Annotated in this window: 17 protein-coding genes; 13 read left to right on the plus strand and 4 right to left on the minus strand. The window is 36.0% G+C overall.

The window, feature by feature from the left end:
- Positions 1-4: 4 nt before the first annotated feature.
- The 5 genes from KIK00_RS14795 (at position 5) to msrA (ending at position 6,455) form a co-directional block, all read left to right on the plus strand.
- The gene (locus KIK00_RS14795; protein ID WP_255813135.1) at positions 5-1,204 is read left to right on the plus strand and encodes a PepSY domain-containing protein; all 1,200 of its coding nucleotides are present in this window, start codon (positions 5-7) and stop codon (positions 1,202-1,204) included.
- A complete protein-coding gene (locus tag KIK00_RS14800; protein ID WP_255813136.1) occupies positions 1,204-3,318 on the plus strand; it encodes a TonB-dependent receptor in 2,115 nt (704 codons plus the stop codon). Before KIK00_RS14795 ends, KIK00_RS14800 begins: the two co-directional genes overlap by 1 nt.
- A 50-nt stretch (positions 3,319-3,368) precedes the next feature.
- Positions 3,369-4,580, plus strand: a complete 1,212-nt coding sequence (locus tag KIK00_RS14805; protein WP_255813137.1) for a PepSY domain-containing protein — start codon at positions 3,369-3,371, stop codon at positions 4,578-4,580.
- 79 nt (positions 4,581-4,659) lie between these two features.
- Positions 4,660-5,628, plus strand: a complete 969-nt coding sequence (locus KIK00_RS14810; protein ID WP_255813138.1) for an ROK family protein — start codon at positions 4,660-4,662, stop codon at positions 5,626-5,628.
- Between the two features lie 272 nt (positions 5,629-5,900).
- Positions 5,901-6,455 (plus strand): peptide-methionine (S)-S-oxide reductase MsrA, encoded by a 555-nt coding sequence (msrA, locus tag KIK00_RS14815; RefSeq protein WP_255813139.1) that lies wholly within the window; start codon positions 5,901-5,903, stop codon positions 6,453-6,455.
- Between the two features lie 192 nt (positions 6,456-6,647).
- Here msrA and KIK00_RS14820 read toward each other — a convergent pair whose 3' ends face one another.
- Both KIK00_RS14820 and KIK00_RS14825 read right to left on the minus strand, forming a co-directional pair.
- A complete protein-coding gene (locus KIK00_RS14820) occupies positions 6,648-8,408 on the minus strand; it encodes a RagB/SusD family nutrient uptake outer membrane protein (RefSeq protein ID WP_255813140.1) in 1,761 nt (586 codons plus the stop codon).
- 18 nt (positions 8,409-8,426) lie between these two features.
- Positions 8,427-11,471: a TonB-dependent receptor gene (locus KIK00_RS14825; protein ID WP_255813141.1), complete on the minus strand. Its 3,045-nt coding sequence runs from the start codon at positions 11,469-11,471 to the stop codon at positions 8,427-8,429.
- 330 nt (positions 11,472-11,801) lie between these two features.
- Between KIK00_RS14825 and KIK00_RS14830 the strand changes: the two genes are divergently transcribed.
- A complete protein-coding gene (locus tag KIK00_RS14830) occupies positions 11,802-12,878 on the plus strand; it encodes a phosphatidylinositol-specific phospholipase C1-like protein (RefSeq protein ID WP_255813142.1) in 1,077 nt (358 codons plus the stop codon).
- A 148-nt stretch (positions 12,879-13,026) separates the two neighbouring features.
- On the opposite strand, the gene KIK00_RS14835 is transcribed toward KIK00_RS14830, so the two are convergent.
- Positions 13,027-14,814: a metallophosphoesterase gene (locus tag KIK00_RS14835; RefSeq protein ID WP_255813143.1), complete on the minus strand. Its 1,788-nt coding sequence runs from the start codon at positions 14,812-14,814 to the stop codon at positions 13,027-13,029.
- Between the two features lie 74 nt (positions 14,815-14,888).
- Positions 14,889-15,683, minus strand: coding sequence for a hypothetical protein (locus tag KIK00_RS14840; protein WP_255813144.1), 795 nt, complete (start codon positions 15,681-15,683; stop codon positions 14,889-14,891).
- 398 nt (positions 15,684-16,081) lie between these two features.
- Between KIK00_RS14840 and KIK00_RS14845 the strand changes: the two genes are divergently transcribed.
- The 7 genes from KIK00_RS14845 (at position 16,082) to KIK00_RS14875 (ending at position 21,257) form a co-directional block, all read left to right on the plus strand.
- The gene (locus KIK00_RS14845; RefSeq protein ID WP_255813145.1) at positions 16,082-16,249 is read left to right on the plus strand and encodes a hypothetical protein; all 168 of its coding nucleotides are present in this window, start codon (positions 16,082-16,084) and stop codon (positions 16,247-16,249) included.
- 115 nt (positions 16,250-16,364) lie between these two features.
- Positions 16,365-18,011 carry an ATP-binding protein gene (locus tag KIK00_RS14850; protein ID WP_255813146.1) on the plus strand — a complete coding sequence of 549 codons (1,647 nt, stop codon included), beginning with the start codon at positions 16,365-16,367 and terminating at the stop codon, positions 18,009-18,011.
- A gap of 10 nt (positions 18,012-18,021) precedes the next feature.
- Positions 18,022-18,684, plus strand: a complete 663-nt coding sequence (locus KIK00_RS14855; protein ID WP_255813147.1) for a response regulator — start codon at positions 18,022-18,024, stop codon at positions 18,682-18,684.
- 116 nt (positions 18,685-18,800) lie between these two features.
- A complete protein-coding gene (locus tag KIK00_RS14860) occupies positions 18,801-19,466 on the plus strand; it encodes a response regulator (protein ID WP_255813148.1) in 666 nt (221 codons plus the stop codon).
- Positions 19,467-19,602: 136 nt separating this feature from the next.
- The gene (locus KIK00_RS14865) at positions 19,603-19,773 is read left to right on the plus strand and encodes a hypothetical protein (RefSeq protein ID WP_168802030.1); all 171 of its coding nucleotides are present in this window, start codon (positions 19,603-19,605) and stop codon (positions 19,771-19,773) included.
- A gap of 69 nt (positions 19,774-19,842) precedes the next feature.
- A complete protein-coding gene (locus KIK00_RS14870) occupies positions 19,843-20,181 on the plus strand; it encodes a YegP family protein (RefSeq protein WP_255813149.1) in 339 nt (112 codons plus the stop codon).
- Between the two features lie 5 nt (positions 20,182-20,186).
- Positions 20,187-21,257 carry a type I restriction endonuclease gene (locus tag KIK00_RS14875; RefSeq protein ID WP_255813150.1) on the plus strand — a complete coding sequence of 357 codons (1,071 nt, stop codon included), beginning with the start codon at positions 20,187-20,189 and terminating at the stop codon, positions 21,255-21,257.
- Positions 21,258-21,267: the final 10 nt, after the last annotated feature.

The following is a 21,267-nucleotide window of genomic DNA, read 5'->3' on the forward strand; positions in this document are numbered from 1 at the left end:
TGCTATGAGAAAAAAGCATCACCATAAAAAGAAAGCTCCTTCAAAAAAATGGTCCGCAAAACTGCATTTGTGGTTTGGTTTATCTGTTGGTTTCATTGTATTTATAGTCTCTCTTTCAGGGACTTTATATGTTTTTAAGGATGAAATACAGAATAGCCTGCGCAAAGAAGCCATTTATCTGAAGAAAGAAGATATTGGGAAAAAGCCACTGTCTATTAATCTGCTTCGTGAAAAAGTATCGCTGGAACTTAATGAAAAGGAGCCAATAAGCGCTGTAGAAATTCCTTTGGATAAAACCAAATCCTATCAGTTTGAGTACTATAAAAAAAGCAAAAAGGGATGGAACTATTTCCAGCAGGTGCTCATCAACAAGCAAGTCTATGTGAATCAGTATACCGGAGAAATCCTTGCGGTCTACAATGAAAAATATGATGTATTCAATATTTTGAAATATATCCACTGGGGACTTCTGCTCAATTCAGAATGGGGACCGTACACCGTAGGAATCCCAACTGTTCTTTTCATCGTTATGCTGGTTACAGGAATCATTTTATGGTGGCCCAAAAATAGAAATGCCAGAAAAGGACGTTTTTGGTTCAATTGGAAAAATGTAAAAAACTGGAAGCGTAAAAATTATGATCTTCATAATATATTAGGATTTTATGCATCATTCATTGCTCTGCTTCTATGCGTAACAGGGCTCTATTTTGCTTATCCCTATGTAAAAAATACGTTTACGTTTGCATTATCCGGCTCATGGGAACTTCCAAAAGAAAAAGAAAAAAAATCTCCGGATTCTCTGATGGCAAAGAATGAGGCTGTCTTTGATCTGGCTGCAGCACAGACTGAAAAACTGTATGCAAAATCCTCCAGCTTCAGAATTACTCTAAACGGAAAGAATAAAAAAGGAAAAGAACTGAAAAACCTTCCGGTAACAGTTTACGGACTGGATGGAAGATACAGTGAAAGAAATATCCTGACATTTGACAAATACTCCGGAAAACTACTGGCCAACAAACCTCATCACAAACTCAATACTGCCGAGAAATATTCCAACGCCAATTATGATATCCATACCGGATCCTACTTCGGAATCATTGGAAAAATCATCTGGTTTATTGCTGGCCTCACGTGTACATCACTCCCTGTAACCGGATTCATGGTTTGGTGGGGGAAAAGAAAGAAAAAAGGAAAGAAAATATAATGAAAAAAGTGCTTTTATCAGCTGCCTGCTTAGGAACTACTGCCATTTTTGCTCAGGTAAAAGATAGTTTACAAACTAAAAATGTAGACGAGGTTGTGATGACTGCCTCCAGAAAAAAGGAAAACATAAAAGAAGTACCAAGCTCCATCACGGTGGTAGGAGAAAAACAGATTCAGTCTCAGCTGACTGTTAACTCAGATATTACAAGTATCCTGCAGTATACCGTTCCCAGTTTAGGAACCAACTCTGGGCAGACTTCCAATTCGGGACAGACTTTAAGAGGACGCCAGGTTTTGGTTTTGATTGATGGAATTCCGCAGTCTACCCCACTTCGTAACGGAGCAAGAGATTTAAGGACTATAGACCCTTCAGCAATCGAAAGAATTGAAGTGATTAAAGGAGCATCTTCCATCTATGGAAACGGAGCAGACGGAGGGATCATCAATTATATTACAAAAAGAAACAAATCAGATAAAAAGATCGCCGGGATTTCACAGATTGGCCTTACCGGACAACCTTACGGTGGAACTTTAGGAGTAAGAGCCAGCCAGCTTTTATCCGGAAAGATTAACAAATTTGATTACACCCTTTCATTAGCCTACGAAAGAACAGGATATACAAAAGATGGAGATGGCGTTTTGATAAGTCCCACTTACAGTATTGCCAAGATGGACAACTACAACGGATTACTGAAAGTAGGTTATGACATCAACGAAAATCAAAGAATTGAAGCCTCCTATATTGGTTATTCTTCAAGATCAGACCTGAATGTGGGATTAAAAACAGGAAAATACGGCATCACTCCCACTATTGGTGAAGGAATAGGAAAAGGATTGGAAACAACACCTCAGGGAACTCCGAAAAATCACAACATCAGAGTGAGCTATGACAATAAGAACCTGTTTGCAGGAACTTCTTTAAATATCAATCTTTATTATCAGGATTTTAAAACCGTTTACGGATACAGTGACACTTTCTTTAATGGTGGCCAATCCAACGTTATTTCCCAGAAAAAAGGAGCAAGAATCAATTTGGATACCCAGCTATGGAATTCCCCGAATTCACAAGGAGAAATCATTTATGGAGCTGACATCCTGAACGATCAGACCGTACAGAAACTGGAAGATGGGCGTTTCTGGACTCCCAATATGAGCATGACCAATATAGCACCTTTTGTATTGGCAAAAATTGATCTTTTCAAAAAATTTACCATCAAAGGAGGTCTTCGCTACGAAAATATCAAAGTAAATGTAGATGACTTCAATACCCTTTCTACCCTTAAAAGTGATGGGACATTTACTAAAAGTATCCCGGTTGCAGGCGGAAAGTTAAGCTATAATGCCTTAGTAGGAAATATTGGAGTACGTTATAACATTGAACCTTATATCAACCTTTTTGGAAGTTTCTCTCAAGCCTACTCTATTAATGAATTAGGAAGAATTTTAAGAACCTCAACTTCTGAAACGATCAATAGCCTGGAAACGAAACCAATTATCGTTAACAATTACGAATTGGGAGCTACAGGACAACTTTCAAGTTGGTTAAATTATGAATTAACTTCTTATCTGAGTACATCTAAACTGGGAGCATCATTCGTACAGAGCCCGGACAGAGCATTAATGATTCAGAGATCGCCGGAAATTGTATATGGAGTGGAAGGATTCTTACACTTTACCCCTACAAAATGGATCCAGTTTGGTGGAAGCTACAGCTGGATGGAAGGAATTACCTCTGTAAAAGATGATGGTGATTATTCTACCAAGATCAACAACAGCAGAATTTCCGCCCCTAAAGTTCTGGCTTATGTACAGACAAGACCTATCCCCGCTCTATCTATTGGGCTTGATATGCTTCACTCTTTCCAGCAAAACAGATTCGAGCCTAATGCTAAAACGGGATTGTATGCTTACGGAGAAGGATATGTTCCAGAATATACCGTTTTTAATTTCAAATCAAGCTATGAGGTTAACAACAACTGGAGAGTGTCATTAGGGATTGAAAACCTTTTCAACAAAGTGTATCAACCTGCCATTTCATGGTGGACAGCAAGAGACAGTGATTTTACCAATGCTCTTGGATTGAGGGGAACCTTTATGATTGAATATAAATTTTAATTAAACTAAATAAAAAGTAAAACATATCTTTGCTTTACTTTTAGGAGCATATGAAGAAAACACATCATCATAAAAAGAAACCGGGCTTTATCAAAAAATGGTCTGCCAAACTGCACCTTTGGTTCGGATTGGGAATAGGTTTTCTGATCCTTATTATCTCTATAACTGGAGCATTATACGTTTTTAAGGATGAAGTTGAAAACATCACCCGAAAAGATGTCATCTACCACCATGAGCAAAATATAGAACAGAAACAGGTGCTTCCTATCAGAGTAATGGAAAAGGCCGTGGCAGAACAGGTCAAGGAAAAATATCCCATTCACTGGGTCAATGTTCCTATTGACAAAAAGATGTCCTATATGTTCTTCTGGTATGAACATAATACGGATGCCTGGAATTATTTTGATGAATTTCCTATCTATAAACAAGCTTATGTAAACCCGTACACCGGAAAAGTACTAAGAATTTATGATGAAAAAAACGGTTTCTTCAATATTGTAAAAATGATCCACTGGAGCTACCTTTTAAAACAGGATTGGGGAACGTATGTAGTGGGAATTCCGGTTATTATTTTTATCATTATGCTGATCTCGGGGATCATTCTATGGTGGCCAAAGAATAAAGCAGCAAGAAAACAGCGTTTTGCCTTCAAATGGAAAAATATTAAAAGCTGGAAGCGTAAGAACTATGACCTTCATAATGTATTAGGTTTTTATGCTTCTATTTTTGCTTTAATCTTCTCAATTACAGGACTGTTCTATGCGTTTTTTGTCGTTCAGGCAATGATCTATGTGATATTTTCCGGTGGAGAAACCAAGTACCCGGACTTTTCCCATATCAAAACGAAGGCTCCTATCGAGCTGAGAACAGAAGGGACACTGGATAAAATCATTAATACAGTACAGACAAAATATCCTGATTCCTATGGTTTTGCTATAGATTTAGGCCACCCACATATGGATGACCATGAACACCCCAACTTTGAGGTGTATGTAAAACATCTTTCTTATTCTTACCATAAAAGCAGCAGCTTAATCTTTGATGAGAATTCGGGAGAGCTTCTTCACACTCATGATCCAAAGGACAAAAACTTTGGGGAAAAGGCTGTAAGCGCCAATTATGACATCCATGTAGGGGCTATTTTAGGCCTTCCTACCAAGATCATTGCCTTTATCGTAAGTCTTATATGTGCCTCTCTTCCGGTTACCGGATTTATGATCTGGTGGGGAAGAAAAAAGAAAAAACCGTTAAAAACAGCTTAACATATTAAATAAAATCCGGTTAATAATCCATTAATACAATCTTTTTTATAATTTTAGCCCCTAGAATTTAATAATAGAAATGTCATTAATAGATTTATCAAAACAAGTTGCCCTTGGAATTGACATCGGCGGAACCAATACTAAATTCGGAATCGTAAACCACCGTGGAGAAGTTCTGGATAAAGGAAACCTAAGAACTGATGCATATGACAAAGTTGAGGATTTCATCGATGCGTTATATGAAAGTGTTCGTCCAATGATGGAAAAATATGGTACTGAAGCACACTTTGACGGAATCGGAGTAGGAGCTCCCAATGCAAACTACTATAAAGGAACCATAGAATTAGCACCCAACCTTCCATGGAAAGGGGTTATTCCATTCGCTGAGCTGATGACAGCAAAATTCGGCCTTCCTTGTACAGTAACCAACGATGCCAATGCTGCTGCCTTAGGAGAAATGCTTTTCGGAGCAGCCAGAGGAATGAAGGATTTCATCATGATTACACTGGGAACAGGAGTAGGAAGCGGAATCATTGCCAATGGAAGCCTAATCTACGGACATGATGGGTTCGCAGGAGAATTGGGACATACGATTGTAAAACCAGGCGGTAGAAAACACTGGAGTACAGGTTCTGAAGGAAGCCTTGAGGCGTATGCTTCTGCTACAGGTATTACCATTACAGCAAAAAAAATGAGAGCTGAGTTCCCGGAATCTATGCTGAATCAGTATCCTGAAGACGAAATCAATTCTAAAACAGTATACGAATGTGCTATCAAAGAAGACCCAATTGCTATTGAGGTTTTCAGATATACAGGCCAGAAGCTGGGTGAAGCAATAGCCAATTTTGTGATGTTCTCTTCACCTGAAGCAATTCTTCTATTTGGAGGGGTGATCAAGGCTGGAGATTTTATTTTAAAGCCTGCCAAACTTCATATGGAAAGAAACCTTCTCCCCATCTTTAGAAATAAAGTAAAACTGGTATTCAGTGAGCTTGACGAAGCTGATGCTGCTATTCTTGGCGCAAGTGCTTTGGTTTGGGAAAAATAACTGAACCCTTTTTAAATAATATAGAGCATCCTTTTTCAGGATGCTTTTTTTTGCCCACAGATTATATAGATTGCCACAAATGATTGGGCGTTATTTTTCTTGTGCTCATTTGTGAAAACATTTGTGTTTATTGTGTTTAAAATCATTTGTCACATCTATCATTGTAATTTGAGTTTACGACGTAAAATCATGTTCAAATGAAAAAGTTTTTCATATTTTTGATCAGCTTTTTCCAGGTCTGGAAAAGATCATAAAACAATATAATTACCAAAATGGATAACAATAATTTAGAACAGATTACTTTCGGTGGCGGATGCTTCTGGTGTGTAGAAAGCTGTTTCAATATGCTGAAAGGAGTACAGTCTGCTATTTCAGGATATTCTGGAGGGCATAAGGATAATCCGACTTATCAGGAGGTTTGTACTGGAGAAACAGGACATGCAGAAGTGGTACAGATCACTTATGATCCTGCTGTTATTTCTTACGAACAGCTGATGGATGTGTTTTTCTTTCTTCACGACCCTACTCAATTAAACAGACAAGGAAATGATATAGGAACTCAATACCGTTCTGTTATTTATTATAAAGACGATGCCGAAAAAGAAAAGGCTGAAGAAGCTATCAAAATATCTCAGGAATCAGGACGATGGGCTGGAACTTATGTAACAGAGCTAACTCAATTCGATAAATTCTGGCCGGCAGAACAATATCATCAGGGATATTACAATGAAAACCCGACACAGCCTTATTGCAGCGCTGTAGTTGGCCCTAAAATTCAGAAGTTTAAAAAACATTTCGGGGAATTGGGAATGCTGAATGCAGAGTAAAAAAGTTTTGGCTAAAGCCAGATTGATAATGTATATTGAGTTAAACGGACTAAAGTCCGTTCCTATTGATATCTTATATCATTCTATAAGAATTTAGGCCGGATTCTGACAAATTCAATACAAAATAACAGAAGCGAAGAGGAGATCTCTTCGCTTCTTGTTTACGCAAAAATAATTGTTTATATGAAAAAACTAATATCCGGGATTCTGGGTGAAATCTTTTGAGGCATCAAGGGTTGCCTGAGGAATCGGGAAAATTCTTCTGTAAGGCTGAGTAGCTGCTTTTGCAGTTCCCGGCAAATCAAATTTACCAAACCTGATCATCGCCTTCCTTCTGTACATTTCCCAATACAACTCATATCCTGATTCTTTAAAAAGAGTATTAGCATCCAGAGAAGTAAGTGCTGCTCCGGGAGCATTATTCTTTAAAGCATCATTTGTTCTTGTTGTTCTTAATTTATTGACATCTGACAAAGCTGCTGATATATTACCATTTCTAAAGAAAGCTTCTGCTCTCATCATATAGATAGTTCCTAATCTGTATAATGGGACATCCATTCCGCTGGTTCCGTTGTTTCCGTAACCAGGATCAAATTCAAACTTGAAATTTCTTACTCCTCTGTTGATCTGAGCCTGTGTGAATACCGCTTCTGAAGGATTGTCAAAATTGAGCTCCGGAGTAAAATCTGCAGCAAGCGTCGTGTTTTTCTCTGTGAACAATTTATATACTTTGATTCTTCCGTCCGCAGTTAGGTCAAAGTTACCGTTAGCCAGAATTTTAGGTCCATATTGCTGGCCAACCTGTAATCCACGGTTGAAGTGAAACCACGGTTTTCCTGTACCTTCCACTTTGCTTGTTGACGGCACACTTACATCGGTTCCATCATTTCTGAACCATGTCCCGTCATCATACTGATAGGTTCTCTGGAAACGCGGATCATCATGATTGCCGTTCCATGAATAATAGAATTCCGGAGTAATGCAAGATGCATTGGTTCCTCTGTTATCCGGTGATGGCTTCTGGATTCTTTCCATAGACATATACGCCAGGTCATTGTCTGCATTTCTGTTTGAATTCTTTTTCTGAACAATGGTAAAGATCATTTCCTTACTTGTATCATTGTTGATATCAAAATTGTGGAAGTAGTTTGATTCTAAACTAAAAAATCCGCCATTAATCAGCATATCGGAGTACTTGATCACCATATCCATATCATTCCCTCCCCCACTTAAAGCCTGTTCCTTAAAGTTGAAAGTACCTGCTGTTTTATTCTTTAAAACAGCTCTGTTAAGATACATATCAGCCAGTAATGCATACGCAGCCTGTTTTGTAAATCTTCCTGCATGGGTATTCTGGGTTTTAATATCGGCTAAGTTGGGAATAAGACCCTCTACTTCACTGATTAATGCATCAATTGTAGATTCCGCCTTTCTGATCTGAATAGGAGCGTTTAAATTATCCGGATCTCTATACGGAGCCTGTCCGTACAAATCTATTGTTGTATATGTGTAAAATGCCAATAACCCTTTTGCCTCCGCCAGAAATAAAGTTTTATTATTGATATTGCTTTTGCTGATACTTCCTATAGCAAATATAGATTTCGTAATTCCTGAGTTCAGCTGATTCCAGGTATTTTTTACAACATCATTGTTTGCATCCCAGGTAAATTCATGCATGGCTCTCCACTTACCGCCATCTCCCCAGTCACTTCCTCTTGTTGGCAGAATGGCTTCATCGGTAGAATATTCCTGTAGAGCGAATACACTTCCATGATCTACAAAAGTTCCGTCACCAAGCTGTCCGTAAGCAGCAGCAAGAGACGCTTCAGGGTCTGCATTTTCAGTTCCCATTACCTCATCAATCACTTTTTCATCCAGATTGGTACATCCCACTAAAGAGATCACTGCGATGGACAAAACGATTTTATTTAGATTTAAAAATTTAGATTTCATGTTTTCTTTTAACTTAAATTAAAACTTAATAGTAGCTCCCAAAATGAAAGTTTTTGCAGACGGATATGTCGTGTAATCAATTCCCAAAGACTGATTTCCCTGCACTTGCTTGTTGGTGTCAACAAGTGGATCGTAACCTGAATAGCTGGTAATTGTAAACAGATTCTGTGCGCTTACATACAAATTGATACTCTTCAAAAATTTCAATTGATTCATGTCAAAAGTATATCCCAATCTTACATTGCTTAAACGGATGAAGTCTGATTTTTCAAGATATAAAGAAGATAATTGCGGCTGATTGGTAAAGCTTGCTCCTGAATCATAATATTTCTTCAACACATTTCGGTCTGAAGCTAAATTGTTGATATTCAAATCCAGAGCAGTATTATTCACCAGATACCCTCCTGTTTGCCCAATGAAAGAGAAGGCAAAATCAAACTTCTTGTATTTCATGTAAGAATTGATTCCGAAAGTAAAATTAGGAATAGCTCCCTCAAAAATCTTTCTGTCATTCGGATCAATCTTTCCATCTCCGTTCAGATCTTCATATATGTATTTTCCGTTGGCATCAATTCCTAAGTAATTGTACATATAGAAAGATCCTGCTTCATACCCGTTTCTGTAGATATTTGCTGTAACTCCTGAAAGTCCGGGTCCTGAAACTTCACCGGAATTAATCCCTGAAACCGGAAGATCTTTCACCACATTATTTACCGTAGCACCATTGATGTCAAGATTCCATGTGAAGTTTTCGTTTTTAATAATTTCTGAGCCTAAAGAGAATTCAAAACCTTTATTAACGATTTTTCCATCTGCATTCAGCCAAACGAAATCTGTGGGACTTAATGGTGTGGAAGGAATAAATAATATTGGGTTTTTAGTTGTTTTGTTGTAGTACTCCAATGAACCATACAATTTGTTTCTGAATAAGCTGAAATCCAGTCCGATATTGGTTTGTGCCACAACTTCCCATTTCAGATTAGGATTGGGTGTTCTTACCACCTGAACCCCATTGATCAGGTTTAAATTATCATATAAATAATACCCTGCATTTTGTGATAACAGATAACTTGCTTTTGTAATTTTATTGAGAACTTCCTGATTTCCGGTTTCTCCCCAGCTACCTCTTAGTTTCAATTCATTGATAAACGAAACCTCTTTCAGGAAATTTTCATTTGAAATGGTCCATCCTGCGGCAATTGATGGGAAATATCCATATTTATTATTATCTCCAAAACGAGTGGAACCATCTGCTCTTAACGAAGCTGTTAAGAAATATTTTTTATCAAAATTATAGTTTACCCTTCCAAAATAAGACTGCAGTTCATTTTCCTGAGAAGTTCCCGGTTGTGGAATAAACACATCTCCGGAATATCCCGGGTTAATTTCTGGTGCAATTCCCGCTCCCTGATTCACAAAGTTTCTTACACCAAGATAAGTAGCTGTAGCCTTAAATTTCTGATAAGAGAACCCTCCTAACACACTGAAATTATGGTTTTTAAAACTAAAATCATACGTTAAATAATGCTCCAGAAGAACATTATAAGAGTCAAGATTGGCCTGAGAATAAATTCCTTTTGGGCTTCTGTCTGTAATGTTAGGGAACATTGTGGTATTTCTTTCGGATAAGCTTCTGTCAATACCTAAATTAAATTTATAATTCAATCCCGGTAAAATTCTCAGTGTTGCTTCTGTATTCCCTAACACTCTGAAAGTATTCATCTTATCTTCATAAACGCTCAATAAATAGAGTGGATTGTAATGAGCGTTCATATTGAAATTGGTATAATTTCCATTTTGATCATATACAGAACGCGTGGGGTTTGCCATTAAAGCATGGATAATAAGCTGGCCATCAGACCCTGCATTTCCACCATTTGGAACTCCTGTTTCTCTGATATCACTTGCGGTAAGGTTTAGTTTAACCTTTAGTCTTTTGTTATCAAAGAAAGACTCTTCTGCATTCAAACGGGCAGTTGTTCTTTTAAAGCTGCTGTTCAGTACAATACCATCCTGGTCCATATGAGAAAGGGATGCAAAATAATTCCCTGTTTCTGTAGCTTTTGAGAATGAAACAGAATGATTGGATGAAACTGCATTCCTGTAGATTTCGTCCTGCCAATCTGTATTTCCGCCATGGTCATAAGATTTATCTATTCCTGCAGCTCTGTACTCATCCGCAGTCATTAAATCTAATTTTTTGATCACTGAAGAAAAACCTAAATACGTATCATACGTAAACATCGGCTCTCCCTTCTTCCCTCTTTTTGTTGTTACCAAAACCACCCCGTTTGAACCTCTCGCTCCATAGATTGCAGCAGCAGAAGCATCTTTTAAAACCGTGATGGATTCAATGTCACTTGTATTCAAAAAGTTGAGAGGATTCTTTGCTGTTGTATTTCCCAGCCCCACATTCGGGCTTTGTGCACTCACTGGATCATTATTCAAAGGAATGCCGTCTACAACAAATAAAGGTGTGCTTCCGCTTCGGATGGAACCAATACCCCTGATGGATACATTCACTCCAGCTCCAGGTTCTCCACTCGACTGAACGATACGGACACCGGCGATTTTTCCCTGCATCAGGTTATCCACGGAAATGTTCATCCCCTCTTTGAAATTCTCCGCCTTCAGCTGGCTTACCGCCCCCGTTAAATCAGATTTTTTCTGAGAACCATACCCTACCAGAGTTACCTCTTCAATAGACGTTGATTCTTTTTTAGATTCTAATTTTACAGAAACCGAAGTACTGGAGATTTTCACAATCTGTGTTCCATATCCGTCATAAGAAATAGATAAGGTCTGTCCTATGCTGGCTGAAACTGAGAAGTTTCCAGATGCATCGGTAGAAACAATATCACCGGTTTCTACAACAGTGACTTTGGCGCCTTCTATTGCAGAACCATTCTGATCCGTTACATTTCCGGAAATGGTTTCGTTGACCTGCGAAAACACAGGATAGTTTGAAGTAAATCCTTTAGCATCAGCTTGGTGGGCCACCAAAAAAATTAATGCAATTGGGATTAGCTTTTTAAACTTAAAAAAATTAATTTTGTGGTACATATCAATAAGTAAAGTAATTGCAAGACGTTACATTGCTTATCAAAAAGCCGCTGTTGTTCCCGCAACAGTGGTTTTCGTTTCAGGCAACTGTTAGTTTTTATTTCGGCATACAAAGTAAAAGGATCTACCACAAATCTATTTTAACATAATATTATCTTAAAGTCAACAAAATATAAATATCTCAAATTGGGAGAATATAAATCAATTAGTTATCAAGTATTTATACACCTCAATTCCTCCCATATTCACAGATTTTTAAAAATTACTTAACATAATATATAAACTATTACCTGTAAAGAGTGATTAATTTCGCATGTAAAATGTATCGAAATGAAAAAGGCTGTTTTACTGGGTTACTGTTTATCTTCATTCAACCTGTTTTGGGCACAATCTCATCCTCTCAATGATTTAAAGATTAATGAAATTCAGGTTATTGGATCTCATAATTCGTATAAAAAAGCCATTCTTCCTGAGGTGTACAGTTATTTATCCCAAAAAGATACCCTTAATGTTTTACCTAGGATTCAGTATGAGCACATTCCTATTCCCCAACAACTAGATCTTGGACTTAGAAATCTGGAAATCGATGTCTATGCAGACAGCAAAGGAGGAAAATATGCCCATCCGAAAATTCTGGATCTGGTAAAGACCACCGAACCTTTTGATCCTGAAGGCAAAATGAAAAAGCCTGGTTACAAGATGATTCATATTACAGATATTGATTATCAGACGTGGTATTATACATTGGAAGAATGTCTTAAGGATTTAAAAAAATGGTCTGACAAACATCCTGATCACGATCCGGTTTTTATAACGCTTGAGCCTAAAGATGGAAAAGCCAATCAATTTGGGACAGAACCGGAACATTATACTGCACAACTTTTTGACGATCTGGATAATGAATTGAAAAAACACCTTGGAAAAGATAGGATTATCACTCCGGATGATATCCGAGGCTCCTATAAAACACTGAACGAGGCTGTTTTAAACAAAAATTGGCCAAAAGTAAAAGACGTAAAGGGAAAATTCCTTTTTGTACTGGATAATAACGGAGAAAACAGAGATCTTTACGCTAAGGATCATCCCTCATTGAAAGGAAGAATGATTTTTACCAATTCTACTCCGGGAACTCCTGAATCTGCTGTTTTATTTATGAATGAACCCCAAAAAGACAACATTGCGATTAAAGATTTAGTTAAAAAAGGATATATCATCCGTACCAGAGCAGATGCAGACACTATGGAAGCACGAAGTGAGGATTATTCAAGATTTGAAAAAGCAAAACAAAGCGGTGCACAGATCATTACAACAGATTATTACTATCCCAGCAAATTATTCAAATCCAATTATAAGGTGAGTTTTGACAACAATACCTATGAAAGAAAAAATCCTTTAACAGGAAAATAGTCCTGTTTTTGCTATTAGATTTATAATTGAGGAGGCCGTCAGATTGGCGGCCTTTTCTTTTATTTAAACACGAATGACACTAATATTTTTCACAAATAGACACAAATGTCATATGAGATAAAACTGAATATTTAGGAAACATCTTAACTTACAGCTTTCTTATTTCCTTTCTTTTTAAATCGATTTCAAAATGATTTGCAGGATCTCCGTCAGAAAGCAGTGAAAGGATTTTAAAAACTGATTTTAATTGCATCACAAATGAATTCTTTGACTGATTCTCTTGATATAGTTTCTCTAATATTTTATACTGTTCCAGTCTTTCTGTGGGAATATCCCTTTTCGCAAGCTCATCTGCAGCCTGAAACTTATACAGATCCAGCAACAAATCATCAAAAGACCACTTTTTAAAGGTTTCAGATTTGATTCCCTTCTCTTTCAGCTGACCATTATTTTGGATGAGTAACAATAGATCTTCACCATTAAGTTTGCTTCCTTTTTGAATAAAATCTTTCGGCCAGTCATCAGGAATCATTCTCAACCGAACCAGTTCTTTTAGATGGAAAAGCATAAAATCATGATACGATTTTGACTTTAAAATGTCTTTTTTCCAAAGTATTTTGGTAGTATTCTGCTGTAAAGCTTCATATTCTTTTCTGTACAGAGGAAACAATTCATCGAAACGGGGAACTTCATTTACAACTTCGGTTTGTACCTCCATCCTATCGGGAGATTGGATGGTCAGAATTTTATAGGCAGGCAGATAAGCAGCCAGAGAGGGAACCTGAACGTTTACTAAAACATTCTCACCAAATTTTCTGATTCCTGTATCATTAATATGCATATGCCCTGCAAAATGAATCTGCAGCCCTGCTTCAGCAAATACTTTTGCCACTTCTTCCTGCGGAACACGCTCCAGCTGCCATTTTTTTTCTCCTAATAAGCTTTTAATTTCGTCCGTAGCTCCATCATTGAAATCAATCATGGGATAATGGGTAAATGCAATCAGTATTTTATTGTTTTTCTTTGCTTCAACAGCCAATCTCTTTACCCATTGGATTAAATGCTGTTTGTTGGTGAGTACATTATTATAGCCAATACTTGCACCTTTATAATTAGAAGTATTCAGGGGATCTTCATTGATGTTTTTGGGGATGTAGGTATTCCCGTCTATGGCAATCACCCACACATCTTTCATAGGTTCAACAACATAACTCAAATCCGGAACAGAAAATCCTTTAGTGACTTCATACATTCTTTGGCGATAATCTGCAGACTGCAATGCTTTTTTGAAAGTGTAATTTTTAAATGAATCATGATCAAAGGGTGTACTCCAGAACAAATCTTCTTTTTTAGGATAGAACCCAAAATCTTTTAATTCATTCAATATTTCAAGATATCCTGATTCTGCGATATCTTTTGTGATCACTTTGTCCGTTGATTTTCCTGTGTTTTCTTTGCTGTAAATTCCTAACGGATTTCCTTTTTGTCCGAGGAAATCATCTTTTCCACCATCATTTTGAAACGGTCCAACAGGATCATGGTTTCCGGTTGTCAGATAAAAATTAATCCCGTATTTCTGGTGATACTGCTCTAAAATTCTATGCAATCCGCGAAGGTTATAAGCCTGTCCATCATCAGAAAAATCACCGGGCATGGCTACGATTTTAATTCCTTTTGATGCAATATCATCTAAAGCTTTGAGAAAAGCAAAATAGTTCTCATTGAAAATTCTTGTGGAATGCAATTGGGAGTCCATGGTCCTCAGGATCGTGGGTTTTCCTGTTTTAGGGTTCATAATTCCTTTGAAATCATGATCCGAAAAACTTCCGTATAGATCCTGAAAATGCACATCAGAAAGAAATGCAATCTGTACAGGTTTCTGTGCCGATAGAAATGCAGATATAAAAATTAAACAGGAGAATATTCTTTTATTCATCTTAAAATAAGACGAAATTAATGGAATAAGTAAGGAGTTGTTTTAATTGAATTTTAAATAATTGTGAAGGAAGGCTATTCTTTAATCAAAAAAGATTCTGAATTTTTCCCTGCATATTTTGTAATCATATGGCTCGTTGCATTTTTCAAACTTTTGCCATTATCTGGATTTATTCCATCCATTGTAAAAAACTCTACCACATTATCATATTTTGTATACCAAGAACTACCCAATCCATTTTCTACCGTTAAAGTATCTGGTCTGGTAATTTTTTTAAAATATTTTAATTTAACAGTATCAGCTGGCAATAGCTGATGCTTGGGGTTTTTATCATCACAGGATGTTAGCTTATATTCATCCCCATCCCAGTACATACATTGATTTTCTTTGACTCCATTTCCTCCATAAGAAAAACCTGCAAATAAAATCAGAATGAGAGCACCTATTCCCATCCCATTTTTTGCCATTTGTGGAATGTTGAAAACAGGTGCATTCGTAATGTTTATAATTATTTTAGAAAGCCTTTCAGACAGAGAATCTTCATCATTTCCAATTCTCATTTCTATCTGAGTCTCTCCATGATCTTTTCTAATTGTATAATTTTCAGAAAAATCTTTAAAATTATCATGGCCCACATACCAACTTAATTGGTCTAAAGTAATTGCATCAATAGGATAGTCTTCATTTTTCTTTACCAATCTTTTATAGTATCGTACAAAAGTTCTTCCATCCTTAGATGAACCAAACTTTTCCTCTAGTTTCTGGCTTAAAAAATCAAATACAGTACTATAAACATCTGTTTCAAGTTTAAGTTCTTTTTTTGCGGTTTCATATGCTGCTTTTATGAGCAATTTTCTTTTCTCAAACATACAATTTCGATAATGGATTAATTTGCTGTCCAAATTAGACACATTTCAGACAATACAATTGCGGTTTTCCGTAATACACAGCATTTTACATGGCTTTATCTGTCCACTCGCTGTCTTACATAAGACAACGTACTGTCGGATATTTGTAAAAGAAATCAGGGACAAAAAAAATAAACAGAAAATCAAAAACCTGATTTCAAAAATAACCAGATAAAACGGAGGAAAACTCCGGGTTGGGAAGCAGATGTTTCTCCTCCGTTTTTGAAGGTTCACTTCCCAAAAAATTTAGAAGCGCTTCAATTTTTTTAAACGTATAACACTGTCTGCGATCTGCTTCGCAGGGAAGAATACGAATGCTTTAACAATAAATTTTTTGAACCATGTTAGAAATTATATTAATGCTATTCGGTTTAGCATTCTCAAACAATACTGCCAATGCAACAACAGCAAATAATGATAACCCAACAACTGTAACTACGCAATCTCAAGGAGAATCTACAGGTACAGGAGAGACAGGGGGAAGCGATACGGGAGGAGATACAATACAAGTACCACCTAAAAAATAATCTGAAACAGGGGAAAAATTAAGTTTCTCCTGTTTTTATTATTTTACTTAAGAAATAAAAAAGGACAGATTTACACAATCTGTCTTTTTTTATTAATTTGCAGTAAACTTTTTCCATGAAAAAACTTTTTTTTTTACTAACCATACTAAGTTTTCTATATTCCTGCAAAAAAGGAAATTCACAAAACGAGACTAATGAATTTTATGAAAAAGCATATGCTTTTCTAGAGAAAAAAAATGAAGACAGTGCATATGTATATTTTGACAAGGCTAAAGAACTTTTTCTTAAAAGTGAAAATAAGATCAAAGAAGGAAAATGTCTTATTCAAATGGCAATAATATCTACCAATAAAGGAGATTACTATAATGGGCAATCGCTTTCTACACAAGCTATCAAAATTTTTGATGAAAACGACAAGGACCAGTTTTCTGATATTTATTCCAACTATATCAATCTTGGAATTTCAAGTGATAATTTAAAAGATTATAAAAGTTCAATTAAATTTAGCAAATTAGCATTAAAATTTGCAGTTGATGAATCATCAAAGTTAATTGCATTAAATAATCTCAGCCGTATTTACAAAGAAAATAAACAATATACTCAGGCTATTAAAATTTATAAAAATATAATAAGTCGTTCTAAAACACAAAATAACCAAATCTATCCCACTGCATTAACTAATCTTACAACATCAGAGTGGTTATCAGATCCATCTTATAATCCGGAACCAGAACTTTTAAAAGCATTGAAAATACGAGAAAATGAAAATGATCTTTGGGGGCAAAATTCCAGTCATTCTCATCTAAGTAACTATTTCATGAACAAAAATTCTGAAAAAGCATTATTTCATGCAAACAAAATGTATGAAATATCAAAAAAAATAAAGAGTCCTGATGATCAGCTAGAGGCTCTACAGAAAATTATTGAATTAGATCCACACAGCTATAAAAAATTCTTCAATAGATATACTACACTAGCAGATAGTCTACAAACAGAAAGAAACAACTCTAAAAATCAATTTGCCCTTATAAAGTTTGACACTGAGCAAATAAAAAAACAAAATGCCCAGAATAAAAATCATATACTGACGCAGTATATTGCAATAGGTATTTTAGTGGTCGTTTTAGTTTTGCTAACACTCATTATAATGTGGTATAAAAAAAGACAAAAAGGCCTTCAACAAGAAAAAGAAATTGAAATAAAAAACACCCAGCTCAAAATGTCTAAAAAAGTTCATGACGTCGTTGCCAATGGGATTTATCAGGTGATGACAAAGATTGAAAACCAGGAAGACTTTGACCGGGATAAAGCACTTGACGAACTGGAATTTGTGTATGAAAAATCAAGGGATATTTCCTATGATAAAGTTGGAGAAGAAAAAGAGTTCAGCAAAGTAATTTCAGAACTTATTGCTTCCTTTAATAGTGAAACAGTAAAAACCTTTACAGCAGGAAATAGCCCTGAGATTTGGGAACCTATTTCTCCTACAGCTAAAGAGGAAGTTTACCAAATGATTCGCGAACTGATGGTGAATATGAAAAAACACAGCCATGCCAGTCATGTGGCCGTGAGGTTTGAAAAAATAAACAATCTTGTTGAAGTTCAATACAAAGACAATGGAATAGGAATTTCCGGAGACCTTATTTATAAAAATGGTCTGCGTAATACGGCATCCCGCATAGAAGCTATTAACGGAACCATTACTTTTGACACAAAAATTGAAAAAGGGCTGAAGGTAAATCTTTCATTCCCTGTTTCCTAATCATATAGTCATGTTCAAAAAAGTTTTAATCGTTGAAGACCAGGAAATAATGAACCAGGGAATCCTGAATATGATAAAAGAATTAAATATCCCTGATTTTGATTATGTAATGTATTGTGATGAAGCTTTAAGCAGAATCAGAACAGCTTTGGAAAAGAAAAGTCCTTACGATCTTCTTATTGCTGATCTGTCGTTTGAAAAAGATCATATTCCTCAGCAACTTCGTTCCGGGCAGGAGCTAATTTCTGAGGTAAAAAAGGTTCAGCCTGGGTTAAAAATAGTTGTGTTTTCTGTAGAAAAGAAAGCCAAAATAATTGATGATCTGTACAAGATATATCAAGTTGACGGATTTGTAAGCAAGGCAAGGCGTGACGGGCAGGACCTGAAAAACACAATACGGAAAATCTTTAATGGAGAGACCGTAATTCCACAGGAAGTTTTGAATACCATGCGCCATATTTCTTCTGAGTTTGATATCTATGACATGAAATTACTTGAGCTGCTTGCCAAAGGACTCAAACAAAGTGAAATAAGCACCTATCTGAAAGACCATCGAATGACACCATACGGCATCAGATCTATTGAAAAGAGATTGAATGAACTTCGGGACAGTCTTGGCGCAAAAAACAATATTGAAATGATCGTAATCTGTAAAGATATTGGCCTCATCTGATCCTATCTGTTGAAAAGATTTTTTTCGCCCTTTTTACGGGATCACGTAATGATGAAATAATAAATGACTATACTTTTGAGGTCTTAACCTATTTTTTAAAATTAAACCGTATAACCATGTTCAAAAAAGTTTTAATTGCCGAAGACCATGAAAGCATCAATATTTCCGTTCAGAAAACCCTTGAGGATCTGAATATTCCCAACGTAGATTATGTATACTATTGTGACGATGCCATAGGAAAAATACAGAAAGCTTTACGGGAAGAACATCCTTATGACTTGTTGATTACGGATCTTTATTATGAGGAAGATCATCATGAACAGAATCTTAAAGACGGAAAAGACCTCATCAGAAAAGCAAAAGAGATACAGCCCAATTTGAAAATCATCGTATTTTCAGCAGAACATAAAACGGGAATTATAGAAAATCTTTTTTCAGATTATCAAATTAACGGTTACGTTCGTAAAGCTAGAAACGATTCAAAAGACCTGAAAAAATCAATTACCTCAGTATACATTGGTGAAGAATATTTATCTTTTGATCTGAAACAGGATATGAAAAAGTTTAATAGCTATGAATTTTCTACGTTTGATATTACACTTGTTTCTCTGCTTTCCAAAGGAGTTTTACAAAAAAATATTCCTATACATCTCGAAGAGAGAAATATTAAACCCGCCAGTCTCAGCAGTGTGGAAAAAAGATTAAACAGCCTGAAAGAAGATCTGCAAATAAACAGCAATGAGCAGCTGGTAGCCTTCTGCAAGGATATCGGGATTATATAAAAACAATTCATTTCACTTAGAACCTTTCAAATTTTTTGAAAGGTTTTTTATTTTTTGCCCATTTTACGGAAACCCGTAACGGACAGAATTTTAATGCTCATATTTTTGGAATGTTAAACCAATAAAAAATTTTACAATGGAAAGAAAACCATTAGGAACAAAAGCAAAGACAGGAGAGAACTGTCCTGAATCTGGAGTTTGGAAAGTTGTTGGAAATCCTTCTACAACAGCTCCAATTTCAAAAGGGAATAGAATGCCTCCTTATGATGGGAAAGCTGTTACTTGGGAATTAATTCAGTACGCTTAACTAAACTTTTATTTCCAGTGATTACTTTTATTAATAATCACTGGATTTTAATTAATAAAAATAATAATCATGGGAAAATTTATCATCACACAAAGAATCAACAACGAGTATCAGTTTAATCTGAAGGCCGGAAACGGAGAAATTATTTTAACCAGCGAAGGATATGTTCAGAAAGCCTCCTGCCAGAAAGGAATTGAATCCGTAAAAGTTAATTCTCAGGACCTTTCAAGATATGACAGAAGAGTAGCAAAAAACGGAAAAGATTATTTCGTGTTAAAAGCAAGAAACGGTGAAATTATCGGAAACAGTCAAATGTACAGTTCAAAATCCGGAATGGAAAATGGCATAGCTTCCGTAAAATCAAATGCTCCAACGGCAGAAATCGTTGATGAAACTTTAAAAAATTAAAAACTATGGATCTTAAAATTAAACTTGAGCAACTGCATCAGAAAGTAGTAGACCTTAAAGACCAAATCGGAACAGAAGAAGCTACAAAAAATGCTTTTGTAATGCCTTTCATACAAATTCTGGGTTATGATATTTTCAACCCCACAGAAGTTGTCCCTGAACACGTTTGTGACATTGGCACGAAAAAAGGTGAAAAAGTAGATTATGTTATCAAAAATAATGATGAGCCTATCTTCATTATCGAATGCAAACATTGGAAGGAAAGTGCAGATGCCCATAATTCGCAGCTTCACAGATACTATCATGTTTCTAAAACAAGATTCGGAGTTTTGACCAATGGAATTGTATACAATTTTTACACGGATTTGGAAAAGCCTAATATTATGGATGAAAAGCCCTTCTTCACCATTAATATTGAAGATTTAAAAGACAGCTCCATTAAAATTCTGGAAAGCTTTACCAAGAAAGATTATAATCTGGAAAGTATTCTTGATTCTGCAGAAGCATTAAAATATATCAAAGCCATTAGAAAAGAATTTGAAAAAGAGATTGAAAACCCGTCTGACGAACTGGTGAAACTTCTGGTGAACCGTTTCTTTGAAAAGCCTTTAACAGCCAATAGAATGGTTTCTTTCAAAGAATATGCTAAAAAGGCTTTAACGACTTCTATTAATGAATCCATCAGCTTCCGGTTAAAATCTGCATTAAGCATCAATGAACAAATAGAAAAAAGAGAAGACGATGTGAAAACATCACAACCCATCGATGAGAATAACGATTCCAAAATTGTAACAACTGAAGAAGAGTTGGAAGGATTTCAAATTGTAAAAGCCATTCTGAGAGAGAAAATTCCGTCTTCCAGAATTGCTTACAGAGATACGCTTTCCTATTTCGGAGTTTTGTTGGATGATAACAACAGAAAACCACTTTGCAGGCTACACTTTAATACTGCAAATAAATATCTGGAGACTTTTCACAACGGAAAAGAAGCAGGAGAAAAGATTTTATTGACTACCCTGGATGAAATCTATAATTATAGAAATCAGCTTCATCTGACGCTGGAAAACTATTCATAAAACTAATAGC

Source organism: Chryseobacterium sp. MA9, from assembly GCF_024399315.1.
GTDB lineage: Bacteria > Bacteroidota > Bacteroidia > Flavobacteriales > Weeksellaceae > Chryseobacterium.